We start from the raw sequence: 15,859 nt of genomic DNA, 5'->3' as shown, positions 1-15,859 counted from the left end.
AGCAGTGTGTCATGCCGTCAGCAACAACGAACAGACTGCACTTCCGATTCTGCAAATTACAGACTGATCCTTGCCATTGGTGACCGACATCGCACATAGTTACGACGTGGCTTCCTCCAACAACGCTCCTTCGTTAGGGCGCTGTGGCGGCTTTGTCGCCCAGTACCCGCAGGACGCGTTCCACTTGCCGGCGCGACGCACCTCCGTTCCCGAGGCGCGCAGACGCGTCAGTGCGCTGCTGCGCGAGTGGGGCGCGGATCAACAAGTCCGCGACGACGTGGAGTTGGTGGTCTCCGAACTGTTCACCAATGCGGTACGGCACACCGACAGCGAGAAGGTCGGCTGCGAGCTCGCACTCTTCGGCGCGCACATACGCATAGAGATCACGGACCAGGGCGGCCCGCAGGACTCGGCGCCGCACATCCAGCCCGGCAGCGTGGACCAGGAGTGCGGACGAGGGCTGTTCCTCGTCGGCGCACTGTCCGAGAGCTGGGGCTCGCGGCCCACCGACAGCGGTCAGGGCCGGGTCGTCTGGGCCGACCTGCCGTACTCCTCCCTCGCCCACTGAGGCCCCGCTCCGCATCCGCGGCATCGGGGCCTCAGTCATGCCAGGGGCCCTTCCCGGCCCGCGGCCGCCCTACAGCGGCAGCAGATCGGGCCGCTTGGGCTCGACATGATCGCCGGAGGACTCCCCGCGCAGCCGGCGTCCGATCCACGGCACGAGATGCTCCCGCGCCCAGTGGATGTTGTCCCGCCGCGCGTCGGCGGCCGAGCGCTCCGCCTCCGGGGGCCAGGGCTGGTCCGGATCGGCCGGCACCCGCAGCCCGAGCACCTGCGCCGCGCGCAGCGCCACCCGGGTGTGCCCGTCGGCGGACAGATGCAGCCGGTCATCGCTCCACGCCCGCCGGTCCTGCACCGACTTGAGCGACCACAGATCCAGGACCGGGCAGTCGTGCCGGTCCGCGATGGCCCGGACATGCGCCGTATACGTCGCGATCTTGCCGCGCAGATGCTTGAGGACGGGGATTCCGCGGGTGTCGAAACCGGTGCAGAGCAGGACCGCCCCGACCTCCTCCCGCAGATCGGCGACCGCCGCCTCATAGCGCTCGGCGACCGCGTCCGGGTCCGAGCCCGGCCGCAGGATGTCATTGCCGCCGGCGCAGAACGTCACCAGTGCGGGGGCGAGGGCTTTCGCCCGGGGCACCTGCTCCTCCACGATCTGGTCCAGGAGCCGGCCCCTGACCGCGAGATTCGCATAGCGGAAGTCCCCCTCCGCCTGTTGGTCCGAGAGCAGGACCGCGAGCCGGTCCGCCCAACCGATGTACGCCCCGTCAGGGCCGGGATCCCCGACCCCCTCTGTAAAGCTGTCCCCGACGGCTGCGTACGACCCGATGGCGCCGAGGGCGCCGTTGCTGAAGTACTTCGAATCGTCTGCCACGTCAGGACATACTTCACCTCAAGAAGTGACTTACGCCACCGTAACCAGGGGTTGACGAGGGGTGATTAATGCCACCAGGTCAAATTCTGCTCAAGTCGGAATAATGATCGATCGACTCTTGCTCCCCGGGCGCTCCATGACGCGTCGGAACATCACCGCAATGACCTGATTGCCTATTGCATCAATGTCGTATCGTCGGAGGTGCCCCGCCTCGTCGACGAGCAGCGTCGACAGCCGAACCCGAGGAGCGCGCCCGTGACGCAGCAGACGCCGCAGGTCCCACAGGCCCAGCCCGAGCTCACGGAGGTCCGCAACTTCCGCGATGTGGGCGGCCTGCCGACCGTGGACGGGCGTCGCGTACGGGAGGGCAGGCTGTTCCGCAGTGGCCACCTCGCCCATGCGACCGATACCGACGCCGCTTTTCTGGCCGGGCTCGGGCTGCACACCATCTTCGATTTCCGCAATTCCTCGGACATCAAGATGGAAGGCCCCGATGTCGCGCTGCCCGGCGTGCGCAATGTGAACATTCCGCTCACCGACCCGGCCGACGGCGCGGAATTCTGGGCGATGGTGCGCGACGGTGAACTGGAGCAGCTGCGCTCCGCACTCGGCGACGGCAAGGCCGCGGCCCGTATGGCCGCGACGTACCGCCACATCATCACCACCCGCACCGAAGACCACAGCAAGGTGCTGCATGCGCTCGCCGAGGACAGCGTTCCGGCGCTGATGCACTGTGCGGCCGGCAAGGACCGGGCGGGGCTGTCCGTCGCCGTGACCCTGCTCGCGGTCGGAGTCGAGCGGGACGCGATCGAGGCGGACTACCTCAAGTCCAACGATCCCCACCGCCGCTACAAGATCCGCCGCTCCGACAACTCCGCGGTCGGGATGTCGCAGGAGGTCATGGAGCTGCTCTCGCCGCTGTTCGGTGCGCACACCGACTACCTCACGGCCGCCTACGACGCGATCCACCAGACCTGGGGCTCGACGGAGAAGTACCTCACCGACGGTCTGAAGCTGACGCCCGCGGTCCGCGAGCGGCTGCGTGCCCAGCTCCTGACGGACTGACGGGACGGCGCCCGCTCACGGCGTGGCCACCCGCCCCGCGGCCAGCACCAGACCCGAGGCCCGGTGCACCGCGAGGAAGCCGAAGCCGACGCCCAGCGCCGAGAGTCAGCGTGCGGCGGGCCCACAGGCCCACCGCGGCATCGACGGCCGTCCGCCGCCGCCGGTGCGGCGAGCAGCTCCCGGCCTTCGCGTACGGCGTGCTCCGCATCGGTGCCGAGCGCTTCGGCCAGCTCCTTGCGGGCGGGGCCGGTGGCCGGTCCGGCGAGCAGTGCCAGCAGCGGCCGGACGCCGGCCGCGGTCAGCACGGCGTCCCGCTCCCCCACTGCCGCGCCTGCTCAGCGCGCCGTCATGTCGTTGACGGCCCGCGCCGTCGCCTCGGCCGCCATGTGCCCTCCCCCTCGGCGTGGTCAGCGGTTGGCGACCGCCTGTTTGACCAGCGTCCGCCCGAAGTCCCACATCAGGCCGCCGCCCCCATGGGCGTCGTCCATGACGGCCGTGAAGGCCTCGACGAAACGGTCCACTTCCCGCTCGCCGATGATCAGCGGCGGAATCAGCTTAATGACCTCCAGATGGTCCCCGGAGACCTGGGTCAGAATGCGGTGCCGCTGGAGCAGCGGCACCACGACCATCTGCGCGAACAGCCCCTTGCGGGCCGTCTGGAGCATCGTCCAGCGGCTGCGCAGACCGAGGGACTTGGGACGGCCGAACTCGATGCCGATCATCAGGCCGCGGCCCCGTACGTCGTGCAGCAGCTCGTAGCGGGGGATCAGCTCCGCCAGCCGGGAGCGCAGCAGTTCGCCGGTGCGCCGGGCGCCGGCCACCAGCTGCTCGTCCTCCAGCACCGAGAGCACCGCCAGACCGGCGGCCATCGCCTGGGCGTTGGCGCCGAAGCTGGCGGAGTGCACCAGCACCCGGTCCATGGACGAGTAGACCTTCTTGAAGATCCAGTCCTTGCCGAGCGTCGCCCCGACCGGCACATATCCGCCGGACAGCGCCTTGGCCACACACACCAGATCCGGCTCGACACCGTCCTCGTGCTGATAGGCGAAGAAGTCACCGGTGCGGCCCAGGCCGGTCTGCACCTCATCGGCGATCAGCAGGGCCTTGTGCCGGTGCAGCAGTTCCTGGGCGGCGCGCAGGAAACCCGGCGGGGTCGGGTGGACGCCCTTGCCCTGGATGGGCTCGATCACGAATCCCGCCACGTCGCCGCGCTTCAACTCCCGTTCCAGCGCGGCCAGATCGCCCAGCGCGATGGCGGTGTCCGGCAGTAGCGGGGCGAAGCCGTCCCGGAAGCCGTCCTCGCCGTTGACGGAGAGCGAGCCGGTGGTCAGGCCGTGGAAGGCATGGGTGCAGTAGAGGATGCGGGGGCGGCCGGTGGCGTAGCGGGCGAACTTCAGCGCGGTCTCGATGGCTTCGGTGCCGCTGTTGCCGAAGAAGACCCGGTCGAGATGGGGCGCGTGGGTCAGCAGCTTCTCGGCGAGCAGGCCGGGCAGCGGCTGGCAGTCGAAGCGGGTGAGATCGGCCAGTTGGGCGTCCAGGACGTCGTGCAGCGTCTGCCGGACGACGGGGTGGTGCCGGCCGAGGCCCATCACCCCGAAGCCCGCGAGCATGTCCAGGTAGTCCTGGCCGTCGGCGTCCCAGAAGTAGGCGCCCTCGGCCCGCTCGTAGACCTTGTCGAAGCCGATGGTGTGCAGCATCCGCGGCAGCTGGTGGTTGAGATGGCGGGTGTGCAGGTCGTAGCGCTCGCCGCCGCGCTCGGCGAGCAGCTTGGTCAGGTCGAATCCGGTCACGGCTGCTTCTCCTCACGGGACCGGCCCGGCTCACCCCGCAGGAGGCGGATGAGCCGGGCCGGACCGGTACGCCGGGGAGCCGTGGCGACGGGCTCCCCGCGCTCGACGGGTCAACTGCGGTTTCCCGCGACGGCCTCCCGGGCCGCCCGGAGGGACTCCTTCAGCGAGCCCATGGTGGCGAGGACGGCGGTCGGCTCGTAGCCGCAGTGCGCCATGCAGTTGGCGCAGCGCGGGTCCTTGCCGCGGCCGTACTTGTCCCAGTCGGTCTCGTCGATGAGCTCCCGGTACGTCGGGACGTAGCCGTCGCTCATGAGGTAGCAGGGGCGCTGCCAGCCGAACAGCGAGTAGTTGGGGATCGCCCAGGCCGTGCACGGGAAGTCCGCCTTGCCCTCCAGGAAGTCCAGGAAGAGCGGACTGTGGTTGAGCCGCCAGCGGCGCCGGTTGCCGCCGGCGAAGGCCTTCTTGAACAGCTCCCGGGTCTGTTCGACGCCGAGGAAATGCTCCTGGTCGGGGGCCTTCTCGTAGGCGTAGGCCGGCGACAGCATCATTTCGTCGACCTGGAGGTCGTCGTTGAGAAAGTTGAGGACCTCGATGATGGTCTGCGGGGTGTCGGTGTTGAAGAAGGTGGAGTTGGTGGTGACCCGGAAGCCGTGCCGCTTGGCTTCCTTGATTGCTTCCACCGCCTCGTCGAAAACGCCTTCCTTGGCGACGGATTCATCGTGGCGTTCCCGCATGCCGTCGATGTGCACCGCGAACGCGAAATACGGCGAGGGGGTGAACTTCTCCAGCTTCTTGCGCAACAGCATCGCGTTGGTGCACAGGAACACATATTTCCGCCTGGCCACCAACTGCCGCACGATCTCGTCGATCTGCGGGTGCATCAAGGGCTCGCCACCGGCGATGGAGACCATCGGCGCGCCCGACTCCAGCACCGCCCCGACCGCCTGGGCCACCGGCATCCGCTGCTTGAGCACGCCCGCCGGATGCTGGATCTTCCCGCAGCCCTCGCATTTGAGATTGCAGGCGAAGAGCGGTTCCAGCTCGACAATGAGCGGGAACTTCTCCCGCCGCCGGATCACCTTCTGTTCAAAGAGATAGGTACCGACCCGGATGGACTGACGGAGCGGCATGGCCATCTGGCTCACCTCCAGGGGAGCAGCAAAGAACGGTGCCATTCGTGGAAAACGGGAAGTACGGAGCGCAGCACTCGGAAGGCCGATATTCCACCGCGCACGGTGCCGATTCGTACGAGTTCATGTTCTGGAGCGTCCACGACCACCCGGACGGCCGCAACCGGACGGCGGCCGGCGGCCCGGGCGGCACCGAGGGTCGCGGCGGACTCCATGTCCACCGCGACCGCACCGGCGGCATGCAGCTCGGCCCGCTCGGCACCCCGTACGACGTGGTCGGAGCCGCACAGCAGCCCGCTGTGCACGGTCAGACCGCGCTCCCGCAGGGCCCGGAGCAGCGGGCCATTGTCACGGCAGGGCGTCTCCGGAGCGGCGGCGTGATGGCCGCGGGTGGCCTCGGCGACGACCACGTCCCCGGGGCGCATCCCGGGGGCGAGGCCGGCACAGAAGCCGCTGGCGATCACGGGGGAACGTTCGGTGACCGAGCCTGCACGCAATGCTTCCGCGAGGGCGCGTTCGGCCGCCTGGGGGCCCATGCCGGTGCGGAGCGTGACCACACGCGGGCCGGCTTCCCCCGCCGCTCCCGCGCGGCCCCCGCGGCCCCCGCGGCGCAGCGCGAACCGCTCGATGCCGAGCGCACAGGCGATCAGCAGCGGCGGTTCCGCGTCCGTCGGGGGCCGGCCCGTCATCAGGACTCCACCGGTGCGCCGTCCGGTCCCCCGCCGAGGTAGCGGCCCAGGGCCGTCAGCGGGAAGACCTGGCGGTACAGGTGATAGTTGATGGAGAAGTCCCAGGGGAAACCCGTGCCGGTGAAATACGGCTCGTCCCAGGACCCGTCCTCGCGCTGGGTCGCGGCCAGCCAGCGCACCCCGCGCCGTACCGGCTCACTGTCCCGCTCCCCGGCCGCGAGCAGCGCCATCAGCGCCCAGGCGGTCTGCGAGGCGGTCGAGGCACCGCGCCCCGCCCACCGCTCCTTGTCCTGGTAGGACCGCTGGTCCTCGCCCCAGCCGCCGTCGTCGTTCTGCACCCGCTCCAGCCAGCGCACGGCCCGGCGGACCGCGGGGTGCGAGCCGGGGACGCCGGCCGCGGCCAGCGCGGGGAGCACCGACCCGGTGCCGTAGAGGTAGTTGGTGCCCCAGCGGCCGAACCACGAGCCGTCGGGTTCCTGTTCGGCCAGCAGCCAGGCGATCGCGCGGCGGGTGCGCGGGTCGTGGGTACGGCCGACGTCGGCGAGCATCTCGACGACATGGGCGGTGACATCGGCCGACGGCGGGTCGATGACCTCCCCGAAGTCGCAGAACGGCAGCCGGTTGGGGAACGGGCTGGTGTTGTCGACGTCGAAGGCGCCCCAGGCCCCGTTCTTGGACTGCATGCCGAGGTTCCAGCGCACCGCGCGCCGGACCGCGGCGTCGACCCGCAGCGGATCGGGGTGCCGGACCCGGCGCAGCGCGAGTACCACCTCCGCGGTGTCGTCGATGTCCGGGTAGTTGTCGTTCTCGAACTCGAAACCCCAGCCCCCGGACGGGAGTTGGGGCCGTTTGACGCTCCAGTCGCCGGGCCGGTCGATCTGCTCGGCGAGCATCCACTCGGCGGCCTTGACCAGCTGCGGGTGGTCGGCGGGCACTCCGGCGTCGGCCAGTGCGATGGTCGCCAGGCAGGTGTCCCAGACCGGGGACTGGCAGGCCTCGATCATCCGGGTACCGTCCTCGCGCCAGACGGCGAACCGGTCGAGGGAGTCCAGACCGGCGCGCAGCACGGGGTGGTCGAGGTCGTAGCCGCAGAGGTGCAGGGCGATGACGGAGTAGACGGCGGGGGGCTGGATGCCGCCCCAGCAGCCGTCGTTCTCCTGGCGTTCGACGATCCAGCGGGCGGCGGAGCGCATCGCGGCCCGGCGCAGACCGGGCAGGGCGACCTTGTGGTAGACGTGCAGCGCCTTGTCGAGGCGCTGGAACAGACCGTCCCAACTGGTGGCGGGGGCGAGCGGCCGCGGCGGGTTGGGGCGGCGCGGATCGGTGTGCAGCTCATCGAGGGCGAACGGGGCCGGACGGACCGGGCGCTTGGCCGAGACGATGGTCAGCGGCACGATGGTCTGCCGCGCCCAGCACCCGAAGTCATAGATGTTGAGCGGGAACCACTTGGGGAAGTACAGGAGTTCGGGGGGCAGCTGGGGCAGGTCGTCCCACTTCCACCAGCCGAAGAGCGCCAGCCAGATGCGGGTGAAGACCCGGGCCGCGGCGATCCCGCCCTCGGCGCGGACCCATGCGGCGGCCTGGGCCATGTGCGGTGCGTCGGGGGCGTCCCCGGCGAGCCGCAGGGCGACATAGGCCTCGATGGTGGCGGAGAGTTCACCGGGCCCGCCGTAGAAGGTGGCCCAGGTGCCGTCCGCACCCTGTTGGCCGCGGATGTGCCGGGCGGCGGCTTCGGTGAGCTCGGGGTCCTGGATTCCCAGGAACTGACGGAGCAGCAGGTCTTCGGCGTCCATCGTGACGTTGGTCTCGAGGTCGCCCTTCCACCATCCGGCGGGGTCCTGCACGGACAGCAGATAGTCGGTGGCGCGTGCGGTCGCGCGCCGGGCGGCGTCCACCGTGTTCTGCCGTACGGCGGTGCGCGCGGGCGCTGGTGTGGCGGTCTTCTCAGCGGTGGCATCGCTGGCCGAGGGGGCCCGGGGCGGCAGTGCCCCGGTGCTTCCGTCGGTCGTCGCTGTCATGGCTTCCCCTTCGGCAGTGAACTGTGAAAAGCGTGCTCAGGGATTCCGTCGGCCGGCGCCCGGCTGGCACCGGCCGGCGACTGCGAACTATTCGGTGTCGATACTGCTCATCTCTGTCGTACGACGACGAAGTCCGCGAGCGCGACGAGCTGTGCGCGGACCTGCTCCGGCATGGCGATCTCGTCCAGGGCGGCGATGGCGGTGGCGTGCTGGCGGCGGGCCTCCTGAGAGGTCCACTCGCGGCCGCCGGCCTCCTCGATGAGGGCCGCGCGGGAGGCGAACTCTTCCTCGGTGAAGTCGGCAATCTCCGTCTCGCTCTTCTTCGCGTCGGCCGCCAGGATCCCGGCGAGACGCTCGGAGGCCGGGCCACCGGCCGCCAGCGCGGCGACGACCGGCAGCGACTTCTTGCGCTGACGCAGATCGCTCCAGGTCTTCTTGCCGGTGGCGTCCGGGTCGCCCCAGATACCGAGCAGGTCGTCGACGGCCTGGAAGGCGAGGCCGAGGTGGTAGCCGTACTTCTCCAGGGTGTCGGCGGTGCGGTCGTCGGCGCCGCCCAGGACCGCACCGATGGAGACGGCACAGGCCAGCAGCGCGCCGGTCTTGTTGCCCTCCATCTCCAGGCACTCCTCGACGGTGACCCGCTCGCGGTGCTCGTAGGAGATGTCCTGGGCCTGACCGTCGATCAGCTTACGGGTGGCCAGGGTGAGCCGGCGGGTGGCGCGGCCGGCGTCTACCGTGCCGAGCTCCAGCAGTATTTCGTTGGCGAGCGCGAACAGCGCGTCACCGACGAGGATGGCCTGCGCGGGGCCGTGCACCTTCCACACCGTGTCGCGGTGCCGGCGCTGCTCGTCACCGTCCATGAGGTCGTCGTGCAGCAGCGAGAAGTTGTGCACCAGCTCGACGGCGACCGCCCCGGGGATACCGACCTCGGGGGCCGCACCGGCGGCCTCGGCCGACAGCAGCGCAAGCGCCGGCCGCACCGCCTTGCCGCTGTCACCCGCGGTGGGGTGACCCTCGGCGTCGATCCAGCCGAAGTGGTAGGCGGCGACGGTGTCCATGGGAGGAGCGAGCCGGTCCACGGCCGCGCGCAGCACGGGGGTGGCGAGTGTCCGCCCGCGCTCCAGCAGCGCGGTGACGCCCTCGGTGTCGATAGCTGGGGAAGCCGGGTTCACGGTTTCTCCTCTGTTTCCGACGCTCGTGCTCGTGCGAGCGCTCGTACTCGTAGTCATGCCGCCTCCTGAGGCAACTGGCCCTGGGGGAAGCCGAGTTCGTTGAGTGCCTCGCGAGCGGCGGCAGTGCCGCTGCGAACAGCGCTTTCCATGGTCGCGGGCCACCCGGTGGCGGTCCACGCACCGGCCAGGAACAGGCCGGGGGCTTGAGTGCGGGCGGCGGGGCGGAGCCTGCCGACGCCCGGGGCGGGCGCGAAGGTCGCGGTGCGCTCGCGGGTGACGAAGAAGTCGACGATCCTGGCGCCCCGGGCGGCGGGCAGCAGCCGCTCCAGTTCGGGCAGATAGCGGGCGCGGAGCTTGGCGACCGGCTCGTCGATCTCCTCCTGCGCGGCGGACTGCGAGACCGCCAGATACTGGCAGCGCTCGTTCCCGGCGATCCGCGTCAGCCCCGAGGCGTCGGTGCGGTCGAAGACCCACTGGACCGGGGAGCCGACCGCGGCGAAGAAGGGGCGGCGCAGCACCTTGCGGTCGTAGACGACATGGAGGTTGAGGATCGGGGCGGTGCCGATGTCCAGCAGCCGGTCCTTGCCGTCCAGCGCCCCGTCGGGCAGCAGACCGTGCGCCTCGCGCTGGGGTACGGCGAGGACGACGGTGTCCGCGGTGAGCTGCTCGGTGCCGTGCGGGCCGTTCTCCACCGACACCTGCCAGCCGCCGTCCCGGCGGGTGACGGCACCGGCGCGGGTGCGCAGGGCGATGCGGACGCCGGCCTTCTCCAGGGCCGTACGGGCGAGGGTGTCGTGGACGTCGCCGAGCGGGACGCGGGACCAGCCGATGTCGGCGGCGCCGGGGGCGGACAGCAGCCCGGTCTTGAAGACCTTGGCGGCCAGGCCCAGCGAGGCGTCACCGGCCCGGGCGTTGAGGGTCGCGATGCCGACCAGGTCCCACAGCGCCTCGATCGCACGGGCCGACTGGCCGTACCGGCGCAGCCAGCTGCCGAAGTCCAGACCGTCCAGCGCGGGGTCGGCCGGGTCGAGGCCCTTGAGCGCGAGGGTGGCCCGCACGACCCCGGCGCGCTCGGCAGGGGACAGATGCGGGTAGCCGGCGAGGCTCCGGGCGAGGTGCAGCGGAACGGGCAGCGCGGTACGGCGCAGCCGGCCGAGCCGCATCCGGTCGGCGTCCAGGACCGGCACGTCCATCCGCTCCTGGAGGGGCACCAGATGTGCGGCGCCGGTCCGCTCCAGCAGCCGGCTGTAGGCGGTGCAGCAGCGCAGATAGACATGCTGGCCGTTGTCGACGGACAGTTCGCCGGCGGCGGAGTCGCGGCGGAAGGAGAAGACCAGGCCGCCGAGGCGGGGCCGGCCCTCGATCAGGGTGACCCGCAGCCCGGCGTCGGCCAGTGCGAGCGCCGCGGTCGTGCCGGCGAGACCGCCCCCGATGACCACCGCAGCCGCCCCTTCGGGACGGCCGGGCGGCAGCTCACGGTGCCGGTCGGTTCGGGTCGCTCCCGATGTCATGTGATCTCCCCCTGTACTGCTGTCTGGGACGCAGCCGGCCCGGGGAGGGTTGCCTGCCGCGCTGACGCGGGATCACCGCTGTCGTTCGCCGCCCGGCACCTCATCCGCGCCTCCGGACGGCCTGCCGCCGGCCGATCGCCCGTGCGTCGAGCCCGGACAGCCCGCGCACCGCGACGAAGGCCTTCTCCCGGCCGGGCAGGGAGACCCGGCCGCGCAGCACCGCCTCGGGGTCGGCGGCGATCCGCGTCAGCAGACGGTGGTAGATGCCGGCCATCGCGGCCACACAGGCGCCGCTGCGCCGGTCGAGCATCGGCAGCAGCCGGAAGCCGTCGGCGAACAGCGCACGGGCCCGCTTCACCTCGAAGTGCACCAGACCGGTGAAGTCGGAGCCGGGCGGCGGCACGGACCGGTCGAAACCGGCCGCGCAGCCGAACTTGGCGAGGTCCTCGGCGGGCAGGTAGGTGCGCCCGTTGCCGGCGTCCTCGCGAACATCCCGGAGAATGTTGGTGAGTTGGAGGGCCAGGCCGAGGGTGTCGGCGTACTCGGCGGCGCGCTCGGCGTCCGGCGCGCCCGGGACGGTGCCGAACACGCCCAGCGAGAGGCGGCCGATGGCGCCGGCGACGCAGCGGCAGTAGACCTTCAGCTCGTCCCAGGTCTCATAGGTCGCGCCGCGCACATCCATCAGCACGCCGTCGATCAGCTCGTCGAGCCCCTCCAGCGGCAGCGGGAAGCGGCGGGCGGCGTCGGACAGCGCGACGGCCACCGGGTCGGTGTCGTCCTCGTCGATCCGGCCGTCCTTGATACGGGCCAGCAGCGTCCGGGTGTCCTCCAGGCGCCCCTGCTTGGCGGCGGGCTCCAGGGTGCCGTCGCCGATGTCGTCGATCCGGCGGGAAAAGGCGTAGAGCGCCGACATGGCCTGCCGCTTGTCGGTCGGCAGCAGCCGGATGCCATAGGCGAAGTTGCGTGCCTGCTGCCCGGTGATGGCCTCGCAGTAGCGATACGCAGCGAGCACCGGCGCGGACGCGTGTGCAGATGCCTCCACGGTCCGACTCACCCCTTCCTTCGCAATGTCGCCCTTACCTCGCGCAGCAGGCTGAGCTTGGTCGGCTTGGGCGGTCCAGGGAGTACGTCGTGATCGGCGGCCGCGACCGCCTGGAGTGCAGCGCGTCCGCCGGCCACGAATCCGGCCAGCAGCAGCTTGAGTCTGCCGTGGACGCTACCCACCAGCGGGGTGCCTTCATTCAGCAGGTCACGGGCGCGTTCCGCCTCGTAGGCGATCAGCGCGCGCACCGATGCGCCCCCGCTGGGCGCGGCCAGATCCGCCTCGGTGACACCAAAGCGTTTCATGTCCTCGGCGGGGAGGTAGATACGGTCGCGCCCGCGGTCCTCGGCCACGTCCTGGACGTGTTCGACGATCTGCAGGGCGGTGCAGACCGCGTCCGAGCGGCGGATGCGTTCGGGGCTCGCGGTGCCGGTGATGCCGAGGACGAGGCGGCCGACGGGGTTGGCGGACAGCTCGCAGTAGGCGACGAGGTCGTCATAGGTGCCGTAGCGGCTCACCCGCTGGTCCTGCCGGTTGGCCTCGATCAGCCGGAGAAAAGGCTCGGGGGTCAGCGCGCAGCGGCGGACGGTCGGGCCGAGCCGGCGCAGCAGCGGATGCCGGGGGCCCGGCGCGCGGTCGCTGAAGACGCGGTGGAGGTCGGCCTCCAGCGCGTCCAGCAAAGCCGCCCGGTCATCTGCTTGCGCGCGCTCCAGCCCGAGGAGTACGGCATCGCCGCCGCCGGGTGCGAGATCGCCGTCGCCGATGTCGTCGACGAGCCGGGCGAAGCCGTAGACGGCCATCAGATCGGTCCGCCAGGCGCGGGGCAGGAAGAACGGTGCGACCGGGAAATTCTCGTGTGCGGCCTGATCGAGCACGGTGCGCGTCTGCTCCCGCCCGTCACCCGCCGCCCCCCTTCGGAGGAAGGCGCGACGCGCCTGCTCGTTGTCTCGGCTCACCGGGGGCTGCCCGGCGCATTTCGGTGCCGGAGCGAACCAGTAGCCATTGCCGTCACGTCTCCCGTTCTACACCGCCAAGCTAAAACATCCTATTTCGGACACGCCGCAGCAGGCGACGCGCCTCGATCGAGCCCACATCGCCCGCTTGGGTGAGCATTGCCCGACATATACCACTTGTGCTGTTCGGTACCCGTACAGCTTACGTCGTACATCTCACGCACGTCCGAGCGGGTCCCGAAGCGTGAGACGAAGATCAAGCCGGCGCCCCATATGCCCGAACTGATCCCGGGACCGTAGGAGTTGACCTGTCTGCACGCTGGAAGGCCCCCGCGAGGCGGACTCGCGGAGGCCTTCGAGTGCGGAGCGGACTACTTGCCCGTCTCCTTTTCATACGCCTTGATGACCTCGTCCGTCGGACCGTCCATCAGCAGCTCACCGCGCTCCAGCCACAGCACGCGGTCGCAGGTGTCGCGGATGGACTTGTTGTTGTGGCTGACGAGGAAGACCGTGCCGGCCTCCTTGCGCAGTTCGCGGATGCGGGCCTCGGAGCGCTTCTGGAAGCTGCGGTCACCGGTGGCCAGCGCCTCGTCGATCATCAGCACATCGTGATCCTTGGCCGCGGCGATGGAGAACCGCAGCCGGGCCGCCATACCCGACGAATAGGTGCGCATCGGCAGCGAGATGAAGTCGCCCTTCTCGTTGATGCCGGAGAAGTCGACGATGCCCTCGTAGCGGTCCCGGACCTGCTCACGGGACATACCCATCGCCAGCCCGCCGAGCAGGACGTTCTTCTCGCCGGTCAGATCGTTCATCAGGGCCGCGTTGACGCCCAGCAGCGAGGGCTGGCCGTGGGTGTAGACCTTGCCGCGCTCGGCGGGCAGCAGACCGGCGACCGCCTTGAGCAGCGTCGACTTGCCCGAGCCGTTGGACCCGATCAGCCCGATCGACTCACCCCGGTAGGCGGTGAAGGAGACGCCCTTGACCGCGTGCACCTCACGCACACCCGAGGAGGGCTTGCGGCGCACGATGCGGTTGAGGGCCGCGGTGGCGCTGCCCCGGCCCGCGCCGGTGCCGTAGACGCGGTAGACGATGTGCAGATCGTCCGCGATCACCGTCGGGATCCGCTCCGCGGCTGCCTCGGTCGGCTGGACGCCGTTCTTCTGCTCAGCCACGTCCGTACCGCTCCTCAGCCTTCCAGAAGTACACAAAGCCCACGACGCCCATCACCAGCGCCCAGCCCCCGGCGAACGCCCACACATGCGGCGGCAGCTGACTCGCGTGGAAGCTGTCGATCAGCGCGAACCGCATCAGGTCGATGTAGATCGCGGCCGGGTTGGCGTTGAGCACGATTTCCACGAACGCCGGGACGTGCTTGCCCTTGAGGATCAGGTCGATGCTGAACATCACGCCGGAGGCATACATCCACGTCCGCATGATGAACGGCATCAGCTGCGCCAGGTCCGGGGTCTTCGAACCCAGCCGCGCCATCACCATCGCCAGCCCCGTGTTGAACACGAACTGAAGCGCCAGCGCCGGCACGACCAGCAGCCACGACCACGTCGGCAACTGCCCGAAGCCGAGCAGAATGAGGACCAGCACACCCATGGAGAAGAACAGCTGCTGGAGCTGCATCAGGCAGAACGAGATCGGCAGACAGGCCCGCGGGAAGTGCAGCGCGCGCACCAGACCGAGGTTGCCGGAGATCGCCCGCGTACCGGCCATCACCGAGCTCTGCGTGAAGGTGAAGATGAAGACACCGGTCACCAGGAACGGAACGAAGTCGGGGACGCCCTTCCTCGTGCCGATCAGCAGGCCGAAGATCAAGTAGTACACGAGCGCGTTCAGCAGCGGTGTCGCCACCTGCCAGACCTGCCCCAGCTTGGCCTGGCTGTACTGCGCCGTCAGCTTGGCACTGGCGAAGGCGGAGATGAAATGCCGCCGGTCCCAGAGCTGCCGGACGTACTCCGGAAGGCCGGGACGGGCCCCGCTCTGCGAGAGCCCGTACTTCTGGGCCCGCTGGGCGGGCGTGAGCCCTTCGTCGGAAGATGGCGGGGCACTCATGGCGACCGCACTGTCGTGCGTGGTCTCGCTCACAGTTGACACTTTCGTCCTCAAGGTGCGCTGCCGGGGCCACGCCCCGGTTCGCGCCTGATGCTCTCAGATACGAGCTTGTCAGATGACGGGAGGGCGGCCCAGTCGGGTCAGTCGCCAAACCGTAGCCCACTTCATGGGGCGCCTGGGACCGCACGGCGTGACGCAGCCCTCCTTGAAGCCGCCCAGCCAGGCCCGCAGCGCCGGTCGCGACGGCCGCCGGGCGAGGGTGAGCAGGAACCAGACACCGAGATAGACCGGAACCAACAGCGCGGGGAGGTTGCGGCGGGCCAGCCACACACGGTTACGGGCCACCATCCGGTGGTAGACCGCGTGCCGGGCCGGTGCCGTCGTCGGGTGGAAGAGGACCATGTCCGACCGGTAGTCGATCTGCCAGCCGGCGTCCAGCGCCCGCCAGGCCAGATCGGTTTCCTCGTGGGCGTAGAAGAAGTCGTCGGGCAGCCCGCCGACCTCCTCGAAGACATGCGTCCGGACCGCGTTCGCGCCGCCGAGGAAGGTGGTGACCCGCGACGACCGCATCGGGTCCGAGGCACGCAGCCGCGGGACGTGCCGGCGCTGGGTCTCGCCGGTGTCCGGGTCGGCGATCCGGAAGCTGATGATGCCGAGCTCCCGGTCGGCGGCGAACGCCTCGCGGCACAGTTCGGCGGTGTCCTCCCTGGCCAGCAGCCCGTCGTCGTCGAGGAAGAGCAGCACATCGACGTCGCTGCCGCCGGGGCCGAAGGCCTCGATGCCGACATTGCGGCCCGCCGGGATACCGACGTTCTCCGGCAGCTCGACGGTCCGTACGCCGTCGGGGAGCTCGGGCAGCGGCGAACCGTTGCCCACGACGACGGTCTCGATCGGGTCGCCGTGCTGCTTGGCGACCGAGTCCAGCAGCGCGCGCAGCTCCTCGGGGCGGTTGCCCATCGTCAGGACAACCGCACCGATCCGCATTCG

General features: G+C 70.4%; 14 protein-coding genes. 2 read left to right on the top strand and 12 right to left on the bottom strand.

All coding sequences use genetic code 11. The features are described 5' to 3' along the window. The first annotated feature begins 79 nt into the window (after positions 1 to 79). Positions 80 to 568 carry an ATP-binding protein gene (locus tag CP981_RS32490; protein ID WP_229893787.1) on the top strand — a complete coding sequence of 163 codons (489 nt, stop codon included), beginning with the start codon at positions 80 to 82 and terminating at the stop codon, positions 566 to 568. A 69-nt stretch (positions 569 to 637) separates the two neighbouring features. Here CP981_RS32490 and CP981_RS32485 read toward each other — a convergent pair whose 3' ends face one another. Further along, the gene (locus CP981_RS32485; protein ID WP_085922538.1) at positions 638 to 1,438 is read right to left on the bottom strand and encodes an SGNH/GDSL hydrolase family protein; all 801 of its coding nucleotides are present in this window, start codon (positions 1,436 to 1,438) and stop codon (positions 638 to 640) included. Positions 1,439 to 1,693: 255 nt separating this feature from the next. Between CP981_RS32485 and CP981_RS32480 the strand changes: the two genes are divergently transcribed. Further along, positions 1,694 to 2,503, top strand: a complete 810-nt coding sequence (locus CP981_RS32480) for a tyrosine-protein phosphatase (RefSeq protein WP_085922539.1) — start codon at positions 1,694 to 1,696, stop codon at positions 2,501 to 2,503. Between the two features lie 407 nt (positions 2,504 to 2,910). Here CP981_RS32480 and CP981_RS32470 read toward each other — a convergent pair whose 3' ends face one another. The 11 genes from CP981_RS32470 to CP981_RS32420 form a co-directional block, all read right to left on the bottom strand. Then, positions 2,911 to 4,293 (bottom strand): aspartate aminotransferase family protein, encoded by a 1,383-nt coding sequence (locus CP981_RS32470; RefSeq protein ID WP_085922540.1) that lies wholly within the window; start codon positions 4,291 to 4,293, stop codon positions 2,911 to 2,913. Between the two features lie 110 nt (positions 4,294 to 4,403). Beyond that, positions 4,404 to 5,429, bottom strand: coding sequence for an adenosyl-hopene transferase HpnH (gene hpnH, locus CP981_RS32465; protein WP_085922541.1), 1,026 nt, complete (start codon positions 5,427 to 5,429; stop codon positions 4,404 to 4,406). A gap of 5 nt (positions 5,430 to 5,434) precedes the next feature. Beyond that, positions 5,435 to 6,112: a phosphorylase family protein gene (locus CP981_RS32460; protein ID WP_085922542.1), complete on the bottom strand. Its 678-nt coding sequence runs from the start codon at positions 6,110 to 6,112 to the stop codon at positions 5,435 to 5,437. After that, a complete protein-coding gene (shc, locus tag CP981_RS32455; protein WP_085922543.1) occupies positions 6,112 to 8,130 on the bottom strand; it encodes a squalene--hopene cyclase in 2,019 nt (672 codons plus the stop codon). Before shc ends, CP981_RS32460 begins: the two co-directional genes overlap by 1 nt. Positions 8,131 to 8,237: 107 nt before the next feature. Then, positions 8,238 to 9,359: a polyprenyl synthetase family protein gene (locus CP981_RS32450; RefSeq protein WP_085922544.1), complete on the bottom strand. Its 1,122-nt coding sequence runs from the start codon at positions 9,357 to 9,359 to the stop codon at positions 8,238 to 8,240. Next, entirely contained in the window at positions 9,356 to 10,813 is a 1,458-nt protein-coding gene (gene hpnE, locus CP981_RS32445; RefSeq protein ID WP_085922545.1) for a hydroxysqualene dehydroxylase HpnE, read from the bottom strand. The genes CP981_RS32450 and hpnE overlap by 4 nt, the downstream gene beginning before the upstream one ends. 100 nt (positions 10,814 to 10,913) lie before the next feature. Then, a complete protein-coding gene (gene hpnD / locus CP981_RS32440; RefSeq protein ID WP_425282181.1) occupies positions 10,914 to 11,867 on the bottom strand; it encodes a presqualene diphosphate synthase HpnD in 954 nt (317 codons plus the stop codon). After that, positions 11,864 to 12,730, bottom strand: coding sequence for a squalene synthase HpnC (gene hpnC / locus CP981_RS32435; RefSeq protein ID WP_085922547.1), 867 nt, complete (start codon positions 12,728 to 12,730; stop codon positions 11,864 to 11,866). Before hpnC ends, hpnD begins: the two co-directional genes overlap by 4 nt. 449 nt (positions 12,731 to 13,179) lie before the next feature. Beyond that, positions 13,180 to 13,983 carry an ABC transporter ATP-binding protein gene (locus CP981_RS32430; RefSeq protein WP_085922548.1) on the bottom strand — a complete coding sequence of 268 codons (804 nt, stop codon included), beginning with the start codon at positions 13,981 to 13,983 and terminating at the stop codon, positions 13,180 to 13,182. Then, positions 13,976 to 14,905, bottom strand: coding sequence for an ABC transporter permease (locus CP981_RS32425; protein ID WP_085922549.1), 930 nt, complete (start codon positions 14,903 to 14,905; stop codon positions 13,976 to 13,978). The genes CP981_RS32430 and CP981_RS32425 overlap by 8 nt, the downstream gene beginning before the upstream one ends. A 78-nt stretch (positions 14,906 to 14,983) precedes the next feature. Continuing rightward, positions 14,984 to 15,856, bottom strand: coding sequence for a glycosyltransferase family 2 protein (locus tag CP981_RS32420; RefSeq protein ID WP_085922550.1), 873 nt, complete (start codon positions 15,854 to 15,856; stop codon positions 14,984 to 14,986). Positions 15,857 to 15,859: the final 3 nt, after the last annotated feature.

It is taken from the genome of Streptomyces platensis (genome assembly GCF_008704855.1).
Classification (GTDB): domain Bacteria; phylum Actinomycetota; class Actinomycetes; order Streptomycetales; family Streptomycetaceae; genus Streptomyces; species Streptomyces platensis.
The sequence above is the reverse complement of the archived record's forward strand: the minus strand, read 5'-3'. Positions and strand labels throughout refer to the sequence as shown.